Source organism: Pseudomonas sp. IT-P44 (genome assembly GCF_949768225.1).
Taxonomy (GTDB): Bacteria; Pseudomonadota; Gammaproteobacteria; order Pseudomonadales; family Pseudomonadaceae; genus Aquipseudomonas; species Aquipseudomonas migulae.
The window spans coordinates 22,004-40,374 of record NZ_CATKQM010000007.1; the positions used below are offsets into that span (position 1 = coordinate 22,004).

The window sequence follows — 18,371 nt, forward strand, 5'->3', positions numbered from 1 at the left end:
CCTCCTTAAGTGAGTTGCCCGCCGTTACGGCGGGCAAGAGCGATTTCTTGTTTGGCAACCGCCGCCATAGCCGCGGCAAGACGCGCAGGGTCGGGCATGGTGCCGCCGCCTTCACTTGCATCGATATGGAAGGTAAAGCTCATGGTGGTGGAGTTGCCGCCACCTCTGATGCCAAGGCGTCCTTGTGAGTCTCGTGCCAGCGGCACGATTGCCTCATCCCCTGCCTCGCCCATCACACCGGTTTTACCGTTGGCCATACCAAACGCCGTTGGCTTGCTGACGATACTGTTGGTGAAGGCAGCGCCGTCGGCAAACATCTGCACGCCGCTGGACCATGCGCCACCCTTGGCTTGCGGAAACATTACAGAACCATTGCTTGCATCGAACTGGCTACCGAAGTTACTTGCACCCTGAGAGGTCCCGCCTGCAGTAGCAGCGCCGGTTGCCCCTCCACTTCCACCTCCGCCGAAGTAGCTCAGCGCAGCACCAAACAGACTGCTCAAAATTGCCGAGCTCGCTTGCCTGGTCGCAATCCGCGCCATATCAGCGAGAATCGACTTCGCGAAATCCGCAAACGACAACTTCCCGGTCATCGCGAAGTTGACGATCGCGTCTTCCATCGAGCTGAAGGCGTTGGTGAATAGGGTTTCTGTCTGCCCAGCAACGTCTCTCGCCGACTCCAGATAGTTTTGCCATGCCGAAGAAGCACCGGCGCTCCAATCACCCTGGGCCGCCGTCATGTCGTCGTAGTTGGATTGAACTGTGTCGTGCAAATCCTTTTGTGTGGCTTTCAGTGCTGCCAGCTTCTGGGTGTACTCGTCGAGGCTCATGCCGCGCGAGCCATCGCCGTACTGGTTGGCCAGTTCGAGGCTTTGCTGATTGAAGCGATCGTCGATGCCGTTTTGCTGATCCGTCAGTCCGCGCTGTCGATCGCCTTGGCCAAGGCTGGACGCTGCACGCAACCCCTGTTGCCGAAGCGTCTCGACTTGTAGCTGCAAGGCACTGGTGTAACTGTTGACCGCGAGCTCCTGTTTATTCAGGCGCTCCTTCTCTTTCAGTCTCAACACTTCCAGCTCGGTTTCAGAGTCCTGCTGCGCCTTGACCATGGCGGAACGGGCATCCGAGATCTTTTGATCAATCTGGATAACCTGCGCCGCTGTTGTTCCTTTCTTGGTCTTGGCCGCTTCGAGCGCATCGATTTCAGACTGGTAACCCTGGGCAACTTCAGTGGCCTGCTGCTTCAACAGACTGACGCGCTGCTCGGTGTAGCTGGCCTGGGAGATAACGCCGGCGCGCTGTGATGCTTCGAGCTCTTTGTCCGCGTTTTTGTAATAGGCCAGAGTTTCGGCTAGTACGTTTTTCGCGTTGTTGAAGCCGGTCAGATCGACGCTTCCCGCAGCGGCAGCTGGGTCCTTGTTCTTGTCCTTTATGTTTTGGATGTTTTTGGTAACAACATCAGCCTGAACAGAGGGATCATTGGGAGTTGCCTTTCGGATCGCCTCTACGTCACGCAAATACTCCTTGATGAGCTTGTTACGCTTTTCTTCGTTTGTGAGGTTTGAGTCAGTGAGCGCTTTGACTCGGCGCTGTGCGTCTTGCGCCTTGTCCTGGGTCTGCTGATACAGTCCAGCGGCAGAAGCAATTGCTGCTTGGGTATCCCGTTGTTTGGTAAGGAATTCGAGCTCTTGCTGAGAGTTCTGCAGCTTCTTCTTGGCGTCGGTGTCATCAGGGTCGGCGGCCAAAGCGCTGCGTGCGAAAGCGACACTCTGGGTAAGCTCAACAATTCGCTTCGCCGATTCCTCCGCCCGACCGATATCCTTGAAAGCATCCAGGGTCTTCTGGGTTTCAGATGCAACCCCCTTCCAAGCCCTTTCCCAGAGACTGAGATTGCTGATGATTTGCCCAGATCTGGACTGAATCGTATCGGCATAGGTGTCTGTCAGTAGCTTGGTGGCGCCAATGGTGTCGCCCTGTTCTTTCAGGGCAACAATTTGCGAATATACCGACGCAGTAAGGAAGTGGTACTGGTCGTTAAGCGACTTAGCAGCCGCCACCGGATCCTCAGCAATCTTCACAAACTCGGCAACGGTTGCATCCACCGATTTACCGGTGGCTTTTTCCATCGACAGAGCTGCCTCGGCGATCTCGACGAAACTGCCGCTCGCAAGTTTTCCGCTACCGGCCAGGGTAGCCAGCACTTCAGCGGCGGCCCCCGTTGTGCCTACCGTTGCGCTGACCTGACGCGCCATTTCGGAAAGCTGTCCGGCGCTGGTGCCGGCAAAGTTCCCAGTGAGTGTCAGCCCCTTGTTGTACTCGCTCGTTTCCTTCGCGCCCTGATAATACGCGTAAGCCAGCCCGCCCACGGCGGCAGTGGCCAAGGCGATTGGCCCTAAGATGGAAAGCAAGCCAGCGGCAGATGCGCCGGCACCTGCACCCAGTTGTGCCACTGCGCGAACGCCGCTACCCCAGTCACCAGACGACAGCGCATTACCGAGCTGGACGACGTTTTCCTGCGCCTGACGAGTGCCGAGTTTCAGCTTATCGAAACCGGTGGCGGTTTTTTCGAGCTTGGCGTAATCCTTGTCGATCTTGCCCAGCGCCGAGTTGTACTGGTCCTGACTGATGCGTCCAGCATCGAGGTGCTTGCCCAGCTGTTCGACTTGAGTGTCCAGCTTGGAGATTGCAGCCTTGGCCGGATCAATAGCACCGAGCAGGCTGTTCAGTGCCTTCTGCTCATCCAGTGTCGACTTGGCCAGCGCGATCTGTTGCTTGTCGAGCTGGGCGGTAATTTTGGAGAATTCCGCCTCGCCGTAAGCTCCGGTCTGGGTGAGTTTCGCCAGGCTTTCGCGCTGCTTGGCAAGTTCCTGCGTGGAGGTCGCGCCTTTCGACAGCGACTTCTCCAGCGCCTCCATCTCTTTCATCAGGCCGACGGCAGACTGCTCTGCCCGCTCGCCGGACTTGGTCAGCTTGTCGAGATCGGTCGCAGCCTGAGCAGCATCGGCGGAGTCGACCTTGATGCCGAGTTCTGCAATGTTCATCGACTCACCTTGAATAAGTGCCCGTGATTACGGGCTGTTGTCGCGTGCGTCGGCCATTACCGCGATAGCTTCCGACTCCATGACACGGATGTCCTGGAACACGCGCGAGCGGTCCTTGGCAGGGATGCCGACGAGTTTCATCACTTCTGGCAGTACGCCGTAATCGAGACCGGTTGCGCCGCATGCACCCGTGCGCCACTGGGTCCACATCGAGTCCATGACGAGGAACGACTTCCAGTTGTCCGGCCAGACTTCGAATGTGTCGTCGACGTCCGACGGAGAAAGGCCAAACACTGAAAGAACGCCCTCCGTAGTCGCCGGCTCGTACAGTGCGCGTGCGGCGTCGGTCAGTTTCCCAGGCGAGCCTTCCCAAAGGCTTCGCTGTAGGTCTTCACAACCGAATCTGAAACACCGATACAGCTCTTCACCAGGGCAGTGATTGACTCGTCGTTGAGCTCATCATCGAAACCCCAAGCCACCACCAGGTCCTTGATTTGATCGGCTCCTTGCTCGACTTCTGCCGCGGTTACATCAGCAAGGGTTGGCTGTTTGCCTTTGAATCGCTCGCCGATGGCTTCCGCTTTTTCTTTCCAGGAATCAAACAGCTCAGCCAGCGCTGTACGGTCGCGGTACTTGAACGTAAACGGCACCATGGCTGGATTGCCGCCTACCTGGGGGATGGCTACGTCGACAGTGAATGTCGGTTTCGGCGCGATGGAAAACTTTGCCATGTGGATTCCTTACGACAGGTAGCGAGTAGGTGCGGCCTGCAAGGCCAGGGAGACGGTGCGAGTCAGAAGATTGTTGCGGGATACGGCAGGCTGAAGCGAGAACGAGGTGTAGGCGCCGTAGTACAGCTTGTCGGTACCCGGCAGGTTCAGGCGAGCGGCCTGCATAGACTTCGCGGCATCGGCGGCTGTAACTACGGACACATACGGAAGAGTCGGGTCATCGGCGACAGTCAGCACCATGCTGGCGGCGGATTTATCGGTAGGCAGTTGGCGGCCTTGCTGGTCTTCAAGGAAGACGATGTCAGCGTAGTTCTGCTCGCCGCCGGAGAAGGCCACATCGGTGATCTGCGGGATTTGCGCCCAGGTCAGTACCTTCGTCAGCGTGCCCGCGCCAGAACCAGCTGGGAAGATCTGGGTGCTGGTGGTGTCAATTGCTTCCAAGGTAATCGCGGTCGCGGTGGCGGTCTTAACGCGAACCACCTTGCCATTGAGTGGCGTCCAGCCAGAAGCGATCTGCACAATGTCACCAGTCACCAGCGTGGCGCCGACAACGGTGCAGATGGCTTCGGAGGCATTGGAGATGGCAGAGAATGGCAACGCGGCAGCGTAGGTAGCGGCATGCTCGAACGTCGCGCCATTCGGGAGTTTGTAGCCCATGGGGTTTTCCTCTTTGCAGAAATGACAGAACCCGCTCAATGGCGGGTTCTGGGTTTGCCCAATGGGCGGATTAGGTAGTGGTATCGGCGCGGTACTGGAACGAAACCGGCAAAGCGAATGCGGTGTCTTCTTGCTGCTCAGGCCCGGGCTCGACAGGCGTCATAACCTGGGCGCTGAAGCCGGGCTTGGTCAGCCGGTCGTAAAGTGGGAACAGCGCAGTCAGCTCGTCGACCAGCCCCTCGGCTGCTCCAGTGCCACCGCCAGAGGGTGTCACGATCGTGATCTGAAACAGCCCCGTGTATAACCGATGGGCTCCAGCAAGGTCATTGCTGTTTGTGCCCGCCGGCAGCAGGAACGCCCGAAGGTAGGTCTCGTTCGCGGTCGGCGCAAAGTCAACGTTTTGGTAAGAGATGCGCAGCGCAGGACTGCGTGTATCGGCCCATGTTTTCAGCCGCCCCTCAAGCAAGGACCTGATGATCTTGTGACTCATACCTGATTATTCCTGATGGCGTCATCAACGATCTGCTGGAAGCGGGCCACAGTGATGCGAACCATGCCGGCGGGGGCTTGCTTCGAATGCCCGTATTCCAACGGTATTGCATACGGCAGATTGTTAATGAGGTAGGCAGTCTGTCCCGCGGTGAAGTCGCTGACCGCGGAGACCAGTGCAGCGATAGTCTCCTGCCCGCCTGGGTCAACCTCGTCAAACGTGACGTTCTCGACGACATCAATTGAAAGGTGCCAGTTCGCCCGAAACCGCCCGCCTACGTAACCGTCAGGGGCGCGGACGTCCATGCCGTCGTTCAGCTTGCGCCCGGGCTTGAGTCGCCCCGCCGTTGTCAGGTTGGTCGGATCGTTACGCAGGCCGCTGTTGTGATCGTCCACAGCCTTGTTGTACTGGCTGGCCACCGCGTTCTGCGCCCAGATCTCGGGATTGCCCACTGGAGACATGCGGATGACGCTGCTGCCCACCTCGATGATGATCTCGCGCAGGCTCGCGTCGATGGCTTCGGTAGCTTGAGCAGCGAATTCGGCGAGGCTCAACGCGAAGCTGCCGGACTGGCCAGAGCCGACGCGGCTCATGACCGCACCTGGAGCTCGTACAGGATCGGCGTACCCGCGGGATTGATCTCTTTCAGCGGAGGGACGATTGACCAGGTGCGACCTTGAACGATGACCTTGTTCAGTAGCCCTGGCACCCACGCCAATCCCTGCGCAGCGATTTTCAGCTTCTTGTCGCCCTGCTTGATGAGGCTGTTGTTCTGGAATTCTTGACCGGTGAAGTCGATCAGCATGCCCTGGGCGGTTTGATCGATTACGGTATCGGGTGGCGCGGTCCCGGCTTCGGGGTCGTACTCGCCGACGGTTGTCGCTCGGATAATCACGGGCTGGCCGAACTCTGTGATCATCTCCAGAGCCATCAAGGCCATTTCGTCGTAGAAGGCCATGCTGGCTCCAGATGTGAAAAACCCAGCACAAGGCTGGGCTTTCGAAATAGGTGCAGAGGGCCGGCACTGATCTCCGGCTTGGGGTCGACGTAGCGCGCTCGCCCCGCTTATAGCTACGGTAGCTGCGCATCAGCCTGCGCATCCATCTGCATAAACATTATGCCCGAACTGCGAACAGCCCGCGTTTCTGAAGGTAGTCAGCAAACTGCGTCGCACTGGGCCGATCCGGTGCCGCCGGCAATAGGCGGCCGCTAGTGTTCGGGATCGTCGCGTACTCGCGGGTTACCGCACCTTCGACACGCTCCAGCGTCACCGCGCCTTTGCGCTTCTCTGGTGGGTCAATGTCGTCAGCATGAATCTCGGCAGCCAGAGCCATCTGGCCATACTGGATGCGGGCCGGCAGGTAGTTGTCGGGCTTGATCTGCTGATCCAACTCGACGCCACGGCGCGGCCAGGCTAGAGCCTGATCGCTGTCCGTCTTGCGCCCCTTCCAGGTCATGCCATCCATCGCCAAGGCGGACCGGCGCAGCAACGCTTCTTGCGCTGGCTCGTCCGCAGGGATGGTCACACCGAACTTCACGGCGTACATGACCAGATCTGCGGCACTTGCGTAGCTTTCGGCGTCTTGCTTGCCGGTGCCGTCCTCGATGATGAGCATGTGTCAGTCCTATTCTTTGAGCAGTTTCAGCAGGGTTGGCAGATCGGCCTTGTCGTCAAAGGTTACGCTTTTTTCAGTCAGCGAGGCCTTCACTTGGTCGAGGCTGAGCTTGTCGCGCGGATCTGCCGATGGAGACTTCGAAGCCGGACGGTACTCAGGCTTCAGCTTAGCCTTCGGCGGCTTCTCCACTTCGCCACCGCGATCTTCCGTCACGTTTGCGTCGATGATGATCAGGCCTTCCTTCTTGGCGATCGCCTTCACGTCATCTTCGTAGCGGTGGAACGGACCCGGCAGATACCAGATGTTGTTGTCGGTCATCACTGTCACTCCGCTGCGCCAGGACATTATGCCCCGGCGCAGTCATCGATTGGTTACTTGGAAGCGTCGCCGATCAGGGCCACACCGGCGGTGTCCTTAATGCTGGCTGCGGTTTTGTCCCAGTTGGTGCCGGTCGCAAGCGCGGCGCTGGATGGAGACTTGCCGCCGTTCGCGACATCCCAGGTGTAGCCCTTGATGCCGAGGCCAAAGGTGTAGTCCACCTGGATGGTCGTGGTGATGCGCTCGTTACCGTTGTTGGTCTGCACGTTCGAGATGATGTCTCGGTTGTCGTGCACAAGCGCGGCACCAGCCGCCAGACCAAGGATGATCTCCTTGTTCGGCGTGCCGGTTTGAGCGAGAGCCGGCGCATCGGTGACGATCGAGGTCTTGCCGAGGATATCGACGACGCGAACGTTGCCGGCCTGGAACAGGTTGTTCGGGTTAGCGAGACCCTGGCCGACCAGTTTGTGCCAGGTGGTGCCCTGCATGACTTGAGCAACCAGGTTCTGGCTGGCATCGCCGAACTTCGCATGCGCGCTGTTCAGGCCGGCTTGGGAGATACCAAGAGTGGCCGACACGTCGTTTACCGCTGCTGCTTGCGCAGTGATGGCTGCTACCAGTGCAGCGATGGCAGTGTTCAACTGATCCTTCAGCAGCACTTCAGCGAACGCGCGGCTCGCAACTTCAACGCCTTGCGCAGTCGGACGCTGCAGCCAGGTCATTTGCGACGGCTCGTAGCGAATCGGACCGAAGCCACCCGCCACTTTCACGGTGGTGTCTTGCAGTTCGGTCAAGTCGACCGGAGTCACCGCGGCGTTGGCGCCGTAGCGGTTCACGCGACGCTGAGCTGCACCGAGGTTCTGGAAGAACGACTCTTGCAGGAAGTCACCGGTGAAGCCGTTCGGAGACAGCACAATCGCGCCGTTGCTGGCTGCGTTGAACGCTTCCAGCATTTGATCCAGCGTCTCGAGAGTCGCCGGCATGATGTAATCGTTGAAAACCTGCATTTGAGACAGGGACATGGGTCAAATCCTTAATTAAGAGGGAGATCAGAGAACCGGGACGCGATTGCCGCCGTCCGTTCTGCTTTGGTACCGCCAATGTTTCCTTTCGCGGCCCCGCCGCCACCTCCAGCACCGCCGGCCCCGCCGCCAGATGCCTTGCTTCCCGCAATCAGCGGCGCGAACGCCACGTCATTTGCGAATTCTGCTTTCAGCTCATCCAGCGTTGCCGCTGAGAGCTTGCCCTGCTGGTCGAGCACGACCACAACAGGCTTCCCGTCGCGCTGCTCGACGCTCAAACGGCGTTCGATGTGCGGCAACAGGGCTTTGGCGCTACCCGGGATTGCCAGGGCAGACGCAATATCAGTAGCGGTACGGCCGACAGTCAGATCCCGGATCTGCCCGCCCATCGTTCCGCGCTCTTGTTCCAGGAGGGCGTTCTTTTCTGATTCAAGACGGCTGTACTTTTCGGACCAGGACTTTTCGAGCTCTTCGACATTGCCGGTCTTGCGGGCATTCTCTTCGCGCTCCAGGCGCGCCTGATCTTCGGCGTCCTTGCGGGCCTTGTCGGCGGCCTTCTTCTCGTCCAGCAGTTCCTGAACCTTCGACTTCAGGCCAGAGACGTCCTCTGGCTGCGGCAAACCTTCAATGCCGAGAGTGAACTTGCCGTCCTTCTCGACATAAAGCGCTTTCGCGGAGTCATCGAGACCATCCAGAGTGTCCAGCTGATATTTCAAACCCATTTGTGTGTCTCCCAGAGACGATTTGCAGGCCCTGCCCGCAGACATAAAAAAGCCCCGGTAAATACCGAGGCTGTGCTTGAAGTAAATTTTCGTGCAGGGCTGACCCTGTCAGTCTTTTGATCCATTGAACGCGATCCGATCGTCACCCAGGAGATCTAGCCCCACGCAGCCGAAACCGTGAGCCTCAGCTGCTTCCCTTACCCTCTGGATCAATTTTTCAGGATCCTGCGCAGCATCACCGACTACGGGGACGCTCCCGATTAGCCAGCGAGGATCCCGCGCAAGGCGCAGTGTGTTCAGTACCAAATCAATGGTGTGGCCGAAGTTCTGCTCTGACTGTGAATACATGGTTGCCGCCTCTCGTTTTGTGTTTACAAAAGGCTAACACCATAAAAAACACCTTTACGGCAGGGGTTTGCATGCTTTTCACAATCTCGCCCGCTCGAACGCCAGAGGCTCAAGGGCTTTCATCTGCACAAGGGTCAGTGGTTTGAAATTGCGATCAAGCTGCAGCTCTGAGAATCGCTCGATGCTCAGTCCGCCTTCGCGGAACAGCTTGGCGCGGACCGGGCCAATGGCCTTGTCCTGAAATGCCGCCGGTTGCTGCTGGAGCCAGTCGTAATAGCTGAGGTCTGCCCTCACCTGCTGGGCGCCTCCGTCGCCGATGGATGCGCGCGTGGCCTCCTTGGCGAACAGAGCGTTGAAGCGGGTCACGGCAACAATGGTCGATCGGCAGTTGATGTGGATCGGCGGCCGAGGCCCCTCAGTCAGCTTGAAGCGCTGCTTGTCGAGCGTCCGGCACTGGCTGGTGGTCTTCGTGTCCAGCGTGCTGACCCACTCCACGGCCTGCACGACATCGGAGTTCTCTTTCAGCGTCTCCATGCGCGCTTGAGTGGCAACGTGTTGCACCGCCGTCCGCACCACAGCGCCGGCGTTCCGGTTGGTCGTGGCCAGGATACCGTCGTTGTACTGGAGCGCTTTGGTCCCGCGGATGCTCTTGATGATCTGGAAGTTGGTTTGGCCTTCGAAGAAGCCCTGCCGGATCGCGCCAGTGAGGCGTTGTCGCTCGGTGGAGGTGAAGCCATAAATGAACGACTTGAGCAGCTTGCCGCCGTCCGCGCCGCGCACACTGAGCGGGTTCGTGAGGATGGCCGCCCGGATTGCAGCAGCGCCAGGCACTGCCGCATCAAACGAGACGCCCACCGGTGCCGCCCGGGTCAGACTGGTCGCTTCAAACTCAGCCTCGTAGTTGGCGATGTCGATCAGGTCGAGGTTCAGCTTCTCGCTGTACCGGTCGAAGATGCCCAGCAGCAGGCTATCCACCTCGCTCAGCAGCCGTTCCAGCCGCGCGACGGTGTAATCCGTCAGATCCGCACGCGTCAGCCGCTCACGGATCGAGCGATCAATCTCCTTGAGGAATGGCCCGAACTTCGCGACCTCCCCCGACTTCAGTTGCTCAAGGAAGACGGCGTGCCGAATCGTGGCATCAAGGATCGCTTGGTTTGCCGCCATTCGGGATTACCTCGTCGTCATCCAGATCGATCACCGGATTCTCTGTTTCCAGTTCGTCGCGAATTTGGTCGTCGGTCTTCTCGGGATTGATCACGCCGCGATCGCGCAGGTACTGCCAGAAGTCGCCCGCCGGCAGCTTGCCGCCCTGAACCGCGTTGAACAGTGCAGTGAGGATCGTTGCGTCCAGGCTGATCTGGCTGAAGTCCTGATTGAGCTTGTAGAGGGTTTTGCCGGGAGCGTTCACGAACTCAGCCATCCAGACCAGGCACTGGCTGTAAGCCTCGCTGACGTTGCTGACCACCAGCGACAGAACGCTGTGTTCGGCAGCACTATCGTTGTCGGCCTGGGTCGCGGTCTTCACCGCACTGCCCCGCTCGATCAGTCGGGCACCGAGCGACACCATGTCTTCCTTCTTGGCGTCCATGGCCTCTTTGACGAGCGTGTTCGGCTCAGGCTGAGCAAAGCCGCACGACCCATTGGCCGGGAGCGTCAATGGCGCACGGGAGCCGACATAGATGCCGTTCGCTTCCAGGTGATCGCGCCATGCCTCATCAAGCCCGGAAATCCAGAACTGAGGCTGACCAGAAAACCACACCGAATCTTCATAGTCAGCGCTGTTGCAGTAATGGCCAATGTTGAGCACGGCCATGTCGTACAGCGGCGAGTCGTCGATGCTGGTGTCGTTGTTCTCACTGCCGAGAAACTGGAACGGGATAATCTTCCACGGAAGGCCGAGGCCGTTCAGCGGTGTGAAAGGAGCAACAATCATGGATGTTTCGCTGCTGCCTTCCTCCCAGACTTCCTGCGTGTAGATGCCAGCCTCGTCGAGACGAAGCACCCGATATCGCACAACCTTTTCGCCACCGAAGCCGTCGTCAGTGTCAACGTCGACTTCCTCGCGTAGGACGACAAGGCTCAGTAGGTGTTGACCACCGACCTTGCGGGTCTTCCAGTTCCTGATTGACTCGGCCGGGTAGCTGGCAACGCTCGCCCGTGCTCGGCCAGCCTGTTCGTCTGCTTTGCTCACGGAGCCCGCTTTGACAGCAACGTAATCCACCAGCAACCCGTGACGGCCGACTTCGAGCAGATGCCCGATGACCGATTGCGACTGCTGATAGACGCTCACGCCCTGCCCGTCGATGTCCTTCGACACATAGTCGAGTGCGCCAGGGACAGTTAGCGTTGGCCAGGTGCGAAACACCGCACCCACCAGGCTGTTTTTGGTTCGCCCGGTCGCGTTGTAGAACACGGCTCGCTGCTTGTAGCTCTTGTATCGGGCGATGTTCTCGGGACTTGTGTCGTGCTCGTTTGGCTTCGGCAGATACACATCGCCTCGAGCCTTCACGGTTTCGGAGCCCTTGCACACGTCGCGCACCAGCCGCCAACGGGACTGTGCCGCGTCGTATTCCGGGCGGGTGTACGTTACGTCTGCCATTAGCGAGCGAATCCCATTTTGATTGATTTGACCGGCTTCCTTGCGCTCTTGGCGACAGCGAAGTACCGGAATCCGTCGGAGCCGTGAGACGTCCAGTCGTGAAGCGGTTTGTCCTTCCAACAGCCGCGCTTGTCGTCCCACTCCTTGCGATAGTTCTCGAGACAGGCAATGCCCTTCTCGCACTTGGATTCGTCAAAAACGCACTTGGGCAGGATCTCGCGAGCCTGTTCAATGCCGTCGTTGATGCCAAGCTTTGGAACCACCTGGAAGGTCATGCAGTACTTTTGCCCGTCGATCTCGTAACCCTCACGGGCCAGCTCGCGGCGAGTCTTGGCATCGCTGCCGAACTCCCGGTTGTCGATGTCATGCGGCCCCCAATGCTCGGAATAGGTGTAACCCTTGTCCTTGAGCACCTTCATGTAATGCCGCAGGCCTTCGCCGCTGTTCTCGTAGTAGTCGATGACGTGGAACTCTTCGCCGACCTGGCGCACGAACCAGATGGCCGTGGAGTCGCCGACGCCGATGTCCCAGAAGGTCATCACCGGCAGATGTCTGTTGTTCGGTATCGCGCCAATCCGCTGCTGCGCGTAAAGCTTGGTCAGTTGCTGCGCGTAATAGGCGCCCTCGACTGACTGCTGGAAGGCTTCGACAGGAATGGACGGGTATTCCCGCTTCATGTCGTCGCCGAGCGTCTTCTCCTTGGCCGCGTACCAGGCGCGCTGACCGTCATTCGTGACGATGCCGTGCTTCGCGTGCAGTTCGTTGAAGTAATCGGTCAGGCGCTGCGGGATTACCACATCGGTCGCGTCAAGGCTGTAGGCCTTGTTGTTCCACCAGCTGAAGAAAAAGAACTTCCAGTCGAGCAGGCCCAGCGGCACACCGGAAAGCTGCTGCCTCTCCGCTGATTGGCTGTAATCGAAGAAATACCCGGCCCGCCCCTCTGCCGTTGACTCGATGGTGACGAAGCACTCAGCAGCTACGGCCTCAAAGGCGCCGGTGACGATCTCTCTCGCCTTGTGCGGAAACTTGGCACAGATCTTCCCGAACTCAGAAACGTGCAGGTAGCGCAGCGTGCCACCCCGGAACGAGGTGGAAACGTATAGCGAACCGCCCTTACTGAACACCAACTCGCCGGCAGCATCATTTCGAGCTGGGTTCGCAGCTCGGAGCTCTTTCGGCAGGTTGTCGTAGGCGTACTTGACCTTCTCCCGGAAAAGGCGCTTCGCGTCGTTCAGTGTGTGAGCGATCAAAGCGCACTTCGCAGCCTCGAACAGCGCCGCATCCAACTGTACGATGCACACCAGCGTCGTGAAGCCCAGCTGACGAGCCTTTAGGATGATGTTTCGGGTATGCATCCCCTGGAAGTAATCGATCTGCTCCTGCGTCATGCGGAAGCGAACCTTCTTCCCCTGTTTGTCGGTGATGAAGTAGAGATTATTCAGTCGCCAGAATCGATCCCGAAGCAGCTTCATGTGCTCGGGTTTCATGTCAGGCGTCCTGTGTTAATTCATCCATCATCTTCGAGATCTCGTCGGCGTCGTCCGTCTTCTCTTTCTCGTCCAGGCTGAATGCCTGACGCTCCAGAACTTGCAGGTTCTTCATTGCGGAGGACAGCTGGAACAATGTTTTGGAATTACTCGGCAGCGCCACAGCCGCGAGCATTGAGGCGCGGCGCATGCCGTTGTTGTCCTCATCCGTCTCGTCGATGATCGCGTCTTCGATCTCTTCGCGGCGCTGGATGGTGTTGAGCAGGTCATCCATCAACAAGTTGGCAAGGTTCGTGGCCTTGCGAATATCGCGGCGATGACTGCGAACCACCCGAGCGCCTTCTTCTGCGGCCTCTTCGATGATCTCGGCGTCAAGTTCGCAGTTCGCGCCTTGGTCGTTGCGAACCTCTCCGCGAACCAGCTTGCTGCGAACCTCTTTGCGCACCTGTTCGGAAAGGTCTCTCGCCCATCCTTGGACCTTGGCTTTCTTCCGAATTGCCGTATCGCTCACGCCTTGGCGCTCAGCGATAGTTCTGATGGAAAGCGACCCGGCCCGGTAGGCTCGTTCGATCGCCTCCCAGTCGGGTTGCTTGGTTGTCATGGAATCACTCTGATACTTGAAATGGTGGCTGGTTGCCGGTATTGGTGGGGTTCAATCAACCGCAGGGAGAGCAACATGTCAGAAGTAGGCAAGCTTGTATTGGCATCAGGAAAGAAGACCACGGGTGAAGATGTTTATCGGTTGCACGCTGTTGCGGCTGCACTCGAAGTTATCGCAGCAAGAGCCTCCAGCAGCACTCCGATTGACCTCGGTGCCGAGTTTTCAAATCTGTCCAGATACGCAGACCAGATCCAAGACGCACTTGTAGTCACAGCGAAGTGATTCACCTGTGCCGCACTCAACTGCGGCACACCTACCCCTCTCCGTCGTCGAGCAGCACATCGATCAGCTTCTGCTCACCGAGGCGCATCGCGCCCAAGCACTGCAGGTCGTCGCACTTAGGCCCCAACCCGAACACGGTGACCTCGCCTTTTGGACCGATCAGGGTCAGGACACCAACAGAACAAGCCGGATGATCGCCCGCATCGAGATCGCCAGCAATCTTGCGCAGGGTCTTGGCGGCGTCTCGCCAGTCTTCGCGCTTGAACTCCAGCAACTTCGCGGCCATTCATTTCTCCTTGGAGGGATCGGCCTCGCTTAATAAGCCGACGCACTTTTGGGAGCGGTACGCTTCATCAGTCCACCAACTCATCGAGGATCGATGGTCTATGGTTAGGCGACTGATCAACTCATAGAGGAAATTCGATGATCGAGCGCATCACTGAGGGGTTGGTAGTGCAGGCTGCCAGGGAATGGGCAGCACGAAAGAATAAAAGCGATGCGACTGCTGTAGCAAATGCGCAGGAGACGATGGTTACGCTCAAGGTCAAGCTGAGCAAAGAGGAATACGACCAAGCATTGGTGAAGCTTTATCGCGAGTACGAGGATTCGTAACGCATGTGTGTTCAGCTCACCATGATGCTGGTCTGTCCGTGTACATGCCCGTGCAAGAGAGACACGACCAACCCTTGAGGCAGACCGGAGGCCTTGGCAGCGTCAATCGCTTTGGTGATGGCGCTATCCAAATCGGTGACGGCCTTGTTGATGTCCGGACTCATGGGTAGAGCGTGGCGCAGCCGAGAGACGTTGGTCATACCCTTCTCCAGTGTCGCGACACTATTTGCTAATTCGCGAAACGTGTCGCGGATTACTCAGGCTTGCGGCTCGGCAACTTGAAGTCAGTCACCCGGTCAGCGATGTTGCGAATCTTCTCCACACCCAGGAAGCCAACCCAGCCACCGGCAAAGGTGGCCATGCTCTGGGGTAGGCCGAAGAAATCCAACCCGCTGATGATGGTCAGGGTCAGGCCGCCACAGATCGCCCCCTCCACCAGCATCTGACGCCGAGTGCCACCACCGTATGTGATTCGAAGTACAGCCATGGCGCAGGACAGTCCAGCGGCGAAGAGGATCGGCGAATGCTGGCTCAACCACGCAAGCGCTATCGCCCAGGTGTCTGGTTTGTCTGGCATGTTTGGCATCCGGATGTCCCTCCCTTTCGGGGAGCGAAGTTGATCCGGCTCCAGCAGCACTCCCAGCTCGGAGCAATGGGTGTGGTGGAGCCGAAAACGAAAAGGCCCCGATCAATGTCAAGGCCCTGAATAGATTTGCGTGTCTTCCCACGGTGCCAGCCAAAGATCCTCGCAGCGTCGATGCCCTATTGCAGGGCCATGCATGCCTAGGCCTTTCCTAACGAGCCACCATTCTGAGATCATAATGGGAACACCAGAGAAGACCATTTGCATTTAAGGGTATGGAATGAAGCAGAGTGTTTTTGTACTAGGGATTTTGGCATTTGCCATCTCCGGTTGCTCCAGCAAGGAAGACGACTTCGCAGAGATAGTTAAATGCAATTTATCCGCAGAAAAACTTAATCAATCGCAAGCGATGTATGAAATCAACATCTCAGCTCACAAATTCTCTGAAGACTCCGGCTATGTGCCAAAGCCTGAAGATGCTGTGCGGATGGGGCTTAAGATTCGGGAAGATCTCGACCTTGATAAGCTCAACGCTACTAAGACTGAAGAGCTTATGCTGAAGATCTACAACTCCTCAGCCTGCAAGAAAATGCATAAGCAGCTAGAACTAGAAAGTTGATCTCCAGGTCATGAAATCAAAAACCCGGCTCAATGGCCGGGTTCTCACATACAAATGACTTACCAAGTACCAGTCCCGCAAGGGTTCTCTTTCGACGCATAAGGCTTGGTCAATTTGCTGAGTCCTTTGGTTGGAATCGAACTGGTCAAGCCCTCAGCCTTCAACTCAATTGTTTTTGCCTTCCGCATTGCAGCCCAAAACGCAGGAAAGTTTCCGGAACAGGCGTTGCACTCAACGTAAAACGGATTGCTGTACTCGACACCGTCAACGATAACGTCGAAACCGCCTTTATCGTTGTGCGAGTAGAACTCCTTGCCCGAAATAGTTGCCGAGCCGCTTACCGGGCTCATCTCGTCATTTTCGTCACAGGCGAAGTTGAGGTAACTCTTTGCCTCATCGCCAGCAAAAAACTCAGTCTTCCCTTGGCCCCAGCCAGTTTGCCATTCATTGGTTGCGGCTGTTGCTGAAGCACAAACCAAAGAAAGCAAAATCGCAAATGCAGCTCTGTTCATACCCATATCCCTATTACGCTCGGCTGGCCAAATGATGCCAAAGCGATATTACACGGATATTCGGGGAAAATTTAATTCCGCAAACGAAAAACCCGGCTCAGTGGCCGGGCTTCTATGTGTCAATCCCAAACGCGCAAGATCGACAGGATGGATAAATATTCTCTCATTCTCTCACTCAATGCAATGGCTATTTGCTACGCCGCGCAACTTTCGATTAAGCCCTCCGCATCCATGATTTCTTCTGCCGCAGCCAGCGCGTCATTGACCTGATCGTCAAGGCTCTTGCGGATCGCCGAACGCCACCGGTAACGGGTGGATTCTGGCTTGCCATCGTTGTCCCAGTTCGTGATGTCGTACCAGGCCGCAGGCAGAACCGCTGCTGATCGCTTGCCGTCAGTGCCTGCCACCTGGGGAATGGCCCAAGTCAGAATCGCGCATTCGCGAAACCGCTTTGGCGCTGGCGACTTGACCGAGTTCAGCAGCTCAAGGATCGCACCGTGTTTGCGCTCCTCGTGAGTGGAATACTTCGCCACCAGCGCGCGCCAGTGCGCCGACGAAAGCGACTTATGCAAGCGCCCGAACACCCAGCAGTCGGTGAGAAACGCTGCCTCCTTGCCGACGATTTCGCCCTTCTGCTTGGCGCATTGAACCTTGGGTTCAAAGTCGCAGCCGCCGGCGGAGTTGATGGTCTCGGCGGCGAGCGCCCGAACAACTGCGGATACCACGTTGCGATAGGTCATGCTGCTCTCCCCTTCAGCTCTCTTGTCTTTGCACGGTATTCGGCGGTCATCGCCCTCAGCTCTTCGATGGTGTACTTCTTGGGCTCATGCGGACCTTCCAGCCACTCCACCGCCTCAGCACCGATCCGCCTCACCAGCTCGATGCGGTAGTTCACGATGTTCCCGGACAGCCGGGTGTTGCACGGCGAACACTGGCGGTGACAGTTCAGTGGCTCGAAGCGTAAAGCCGGATTACTCCCGACTGTTCGGTAGTGGCCTGCGTCGTACTTGCCTTGGTGATGGCGACCACAGCTGATGCACGGCAAATTGGCATCCCGCTCGCGCACCCAAGCGTTGAAAGCCTGCTGTGTGTCTTTGAGGTGGTCCGCTCTGCTCTTCAGTTTCTCCTTACGGACCTTGATCTCTTTGCGCTCGATCTGGGCCAGCGACTTGCGCGCCTTCTCCTGATTCACGTCCTTGATGACCAGTCCGCACTTAGGGCTGCACACGGCCTGACCCAGGCGCTGCGGAGGAAAGCTGACGCCGCATGCAGGGTTCTTGCACTTCTTCGGCTTAGGTTGTTTGGCGATCATGCAGCCTCCTTGCTGAGCAAATCTGTGAACACCACGCCCTGGCCGGTGAAGAAAGTGGCGATTCGGTCGGTGTAGGCCACGCCCTGGGCTCGATTGAACAGGCTGGTCACCGGGAAGCCATCAGGGCCGAACAGCTTGCATTCACCCATCATGGCCAGCTTCTCCTCGTAGGGCAGATGACGCATGACCCGATACCACGCTGCTTGGAACCCTGAGTCCTCGTTCAGCAGGATCTGCACGCCGAAATGCAGCTTGCAGTAACGACGGGCGTCGGCCGCGTCTCCGATCTGCGTCATCTCAGAGATGCGCTTGTACATTGCGAACCACAAAGCGTTCTGGTCGAGGGTGCGGTCCTTGCCCGGGCGCAGCGATACCACCACGAACTTCTTGTCGCGGTACATGGTGGTCAAACTGGTGATCGCTTCGGTTAGCTTGGCCTGACAGTTGACGGAGATTTTATCGGTCATAGCCGACCTCATCGCTCAGAGCGGCAAACTCAGGCGCAGCGCACACCATCGCCCTCCATTGGGCAGATGGAATTTTCGGCACGCATACTTCGGCAAAACGAACCATCTCCGCCGTCGGTTCCTTCGGCACCAGCGCCCAGTCGGCGGGAATGGGCTTCGCGGCTTTGCGCAGCGCCTCGTTCTCGGTGATCAATTCCAGCAGCACTTCCTCAACGGTCTTCTTGCCCAGGAACTCGCCGAGTACTTCCGAGTTTCTCTGCCATGACTCACAATTCAGGCTCCAGGCGGCGACTTCAGACCAGAGCAGCTTTTTCAGTTCGCTGTAATCGCTCATGACGTCAGCGCCATTGTGATG

General features: G+C 57.9%; 26 protein-coding genes. 3 read left to right on the top strand and 23 right to left on the bottom strand.

Annotated features, from left to right (window positions below; genetic code table 11):
- Window positions 1-5: 5 nt before the first annotated feature.
- The 15 genes from ACM6IO_RS03190 to ACM6IO_RS03260 all read right to left on the bottom strand — a co-directional run bounded on the left by ACM6IO_RS03190 (window position 6) and on the right by ACM6IO_RS03260 (window position 13,629).
- Complete coding sequence (locus ACM6IO_RS03190) at window positions 6-3,038, bottom strand: phage tail tape measure protein (RefSeq protein ID WP_414910895.1); 3,033 nt, start codon at window positions 3,036-3,038, stop codon at window positions 6-8.
- A gap of 27 nt (window positions 3,039-3,065) precedes the next feature.
- Complete coding sequence (locus ACM6IO_RS03195; RefSeq protein ID WP_223553454.1) at window positions 3,066-3,332, bottom strand: DUF1799 domain-containing protein; 267 nt, start codon at window positions 3,330-3,332, stop codon at window positions 3,066-3,068.
- Between the two features lie 53 nt (window positions 3,333-3,385).
- Window positions 3,386-3,769, bottom strand: coding sequence for a phage tail assembly chaperone (locus ACM6IO_RS03200; protein ID WP_414910896.1), 384 nt, complete (start codon window positions 3,767-3,769; stop codon window positions 3,386-3,388).
- 9 nt (window positions 3,770-3,778) lie between these two features.
- Window positions 3,779-4,426: a phage tail protein gene (locus ACM6IO_RS03205; protein WP_414910897.1), complete on the bottom strand. Its 648-nt coding sequence runs from the start codon at window positions 4,424-4,426 to the stop codon at window positions 3,779-3,781.
- 70 nt (window positions 4,427-4,496) lie between these two features.
- Window positions 4,497-4,916 carry a phage tail terminator-like protein gene (locus ACM6IO_RS03210; RefSeq protein ID WP_414910898.1) on the bottom strand — a complete coding sequence of 140 codons (420 nt, stop codon included), beginning with the start codon at window positions 4,914-4,916 and terminating at the stop codon, window positions 4,497-4,499.
- Window positions 4,913-5,509 carry a hypothetical protein gene (locus ACM6IO_RS03215; protein WP_414910899.1) on the bottom strand — a complete coding sequence of 199 codons (597 nt, stop codon included), beginning with the start codon at window positions 5,507-5,509 and terminating at the stop codon, window positions 4,913-4,915. The genes ACM6IO_RS03210 and ACM6IO_RS03215 overlap by 4 nt, the downstream gene beginning before the upstream one ends.
- On the bottom strand, window positions 5,506-5,874 hold the full coding sequence (locus ACM6IO_RS03220) for a hypothetical protein (protein WP_414910900.1): 369 nt from the start codon (window positions 5,872-5,874) through the stop codon (window positions 5,506-5,508). Before ACM6IO_RS03220 ends, ACM6IO_RS03215 begins: the two co-directional genes overlap by 4 nt.
- Before the next feature lie 157 nt (window positions 5,875-6,031).
- Complete coding sequence (locus ACM6IO_RS03225; RefSeq protein WP_414910901.1) at window positions 6,032-6,532, bottom strand: DnaT-like ssDNA-binding protein; 501 nt, start codon at window positions 6,530-6,532, stop codon at window positions 6,032-6,034.
- Between the two features lie 9 nt (window positions 6,533-6,541).
- Window positions 6,542-6,850, bottom strand: a complete 309-nt coding sequence (locus ACM6IO_RS03230) for a hypothetical protein (protein ID WP_414910902.1) — start codon at window positions 6,848-6,850, stop codon at window positions 6,542-6,544.
- A gap of 53 nt (window positions 6,851-6,903) precedes the next feature.
- Window positions 6,904-7,872, bottom strand: a complete 969-nt coding sequence (locus ACM6IO_RS03235) for a major capsid protein (protein ID WP_414910903.1) — start codon at window positions 7,870-7,872, stop codon at window positions 6,904-6,906.
- 11 nt (window positions 7,873-7,883) lie between these two features.
- Window positions 7,884-8,594, bottom strand: a complete 711-nt coding sequence (locus tag ACM6IO_RS03240; protein ID WP_414910904.1) for a hypothetical protein — start codon at window positions 8,592-8,594, stop codon at window positions 7,884-7,886.
- 426 nt (window positions 8,595-9,020) lie between these two features.
- Window positions 9,021-10,106 (bottom strand): minor capsid protein, encoded by a 1,086-nt coding sequence (locus ACM6IO_RS03245; RefSeq protein WP_414910905.1) that lies wholly within the window; start codon window positions 10,104-10,106, stop codon window positions 9,021-9,023.
- A complete protein-coding gene (locus ACM6IO_RS03250; RefSeq protein WP_223538780.1) occupies window positions 10,081-11,541 on the bottom strand; it encodes a DUF4055 domain-containing protein in 1,461 nt (486 codons plus the stop codon). The genes ACM6IO_RS03245 and ACM6IO_RS03250 overlap by 26 nt, the downstream gene beginning before the upstream one ends.
- Window positions 11,541-13,028, bottom strand: a complete 1,488-nt coding sequence (locus ACM6IO_RS03255) for a terminase (protein ID WP_223538779.1) — start codon at window positions 13,026-13,028, stop codon at window positions 11,541-11,543. The genes ACM6IO_RS03250 and ACM6IO_RS03255 overlap by 1 nt, the downstream gene beginning before the upstream one ends.
- A gap of 1 nt (window position 13,029) precedes the next feature.
- Window positions 13,030-13,629 (bottom strand): hypothetical protein, encoded by a 600-nt coding sequence (locus ACM6IO_RS03260; RefSeq protein ID WP_223538778.1) that lies wholly within the window; start codon window positions 13,627-13,629, stop codon window positions 13,030-13,032.
- Window positions 13,630-13,704: 75 nt separating this feature from the next.
- On the opposite strand from ACM6IO_RS03260, the gene ACM6IO_RS03265 reads away from it, so the two are divergent.
- Window positions 13,705-13,911 carry a hypothetical protein gene (locus ACM6IO_RS03265; protein ID WP_223538777.1) on the top strand — a complete coding sequence of 69 codons (207 nt, stop codon included), beginning with the start codon at window positions 13,705-13,707 and terminating at the stop codon, window positions 13,909-13,911.
- A gap of 31 nt (window positions 13,912-13,942) precedes the next feature.
- Here the strand turns inward: ACM6IO_RS03265 and ACM6IO_RS03270 are convergent, their stop codons facing one another.
- The gene (locus tag ACM6IO_RS03270) at window positions 13,943-14,197 is read right to left on the bottom strand and encodes a hypothetical protein (protein ID WP_414910906.1); all 255 of its coding nucleotides are present in this window, start codon (window positions 14,195-14,197) and stop codon (window positions 13,943-13,945) included.
- A gap of 137 nt (window positions 14,198-14,334) precedes the next feature.
- Here ACM6IO_RS03270 and ACM6IO_RS03275 point away from each other — a divergent pair, with 137 nt between their 5' ends.
- Window positions 14,335-14,523 carry a hypothetical protein gene (locus tag ACM6IO_RS03275; protein WP_223538775.1) on the top strand — a complete coding sequence of 63 codons (189 nt, stop codon included), beginning with the start codon at window positions 14,335-14,337 and terminating at the stop codon, window positions 14,521-14,523.
- An 11-nt stretch (window positions 14,524-14,534) separates the two neighbouring features.
- On the opposite strand, the gene ACM6IO_RS03280 is transcribed toward ACM6IO_RS03275, so the two are convergent.
- Both ACM6IO_RS03280 and ACM6IO_RS03285 read right to left on the bottom strand, forming a co-directional pair.
- The gene (locus ACM6IO_RS03280) at window positions 14,535-14,723 is read right to left on the bottom strand and encodes a hypothetical protein (protein WP_414910907.1); all 189 of its coding nucleotides are present in this window, start codon (window positions 14,721-14,723) and stop codon (window positions 14,535-14,537) included.
- Between the two features lie 53 nt (window positions 14,724-14,776).
- Window positions 14,777-15,109, bottom strand: coding sequence for a phage holin, lambda family (locus tag ACM6IO_RS03285; protein WP_214382207.1), 333 nt, complete (start codon window positions 15,107-15,109; stop codon window positions 14,777-14,779).
- Window positions 15,110-15,386: 277 nt separating this feature from the next.
- Here ACM6IO_RS03285 and ACM6IO_RS03290 point away from each other — a divergent pair, with 277 nt between their 5' ends.
- Window positions 15,387-15,725 (top strand): hypothetical protein, encoded by a 339-nt coding sequence (locus tag ACM6IO_RS03290; RefSeq protein ID WP_414910908.1) that lies wholly within the window; start codon window positions 15,387-15,389, stop codon window positions 15,723-15,725.
- Between the two features lie 59 nt (window positions 15,726-15,784).
- On the opposite strand, the gene ACM6IO_RS03295 is transcribed toward ACM6IO_RS03290, so the two are convergent.
- The 5 genes from ACM6IO_RS03295 to ACM6IO_RS03315 form a co-directional block, all read right to left on the bottom strand.
- A complete protein-coding gene (locus ACM6IO_RS03295) occupies window positions 15,785-16,237 on the bottom strand; it encodes a hypothetical protein (protein WP_414910909.1) in 453 nt (150 codons plus the stop codon).
- 194 nt (window positions 16,238-16,431) lie between these two features.
- On the bottom strand, window positions 16,432-16,977 hold the full coding sequence (locus ACM6IO_RS03300) for a hypothetical protein (protein WP_414910910.1): 546 nt from the start codon (window positions 16,975-16,977) through the stop codon (window positions 16,432-16,434).
- Window positions 16,974-17,549 (bottom strand): recombination protein NinG, encoded by a 576-nt coding sequence (locus ACM6IO_RS03305; protein WP_414910911.1) that lies wholly within the window; start codon window positions 17,547-17,549, stop codon window positions 16,974-16,976. Before ACM6IO_RS03305 ends, ACM6IO_RS03300 begins: the two co-directional genes overlap by 4 nt.
- A complete protein-coding gene (locus ACM6IO_RS03310; RefSeq protein WP_414910912.1) occupies window positions 17,546-18,016 on the bottom strand; it encodes a hypothetical protein in 471 nt (156 codons plus the stop codon). The genes ACM6IO_RS03305 and ACM6IO_RS03310 overlap by 4 nt, the downstream gene beginning before the upstream one ends.
- A complete protein-coding gene (locus ACM6IO_RS03315; protein ID WP_414910913.1) occupies window positions 18,006-18,350 on the bottom strand; it encodes a hypothetical protein in 345 nt (114 codons plus the stop codon). The genes ACM6IO_RS03310 and ACM6IO_RS03315 overlap by 11 nt, the downstream gene beginning before the upstream one ends.
- Window positions 18,351-18,371: the final 21 nt, after the last annotated feature.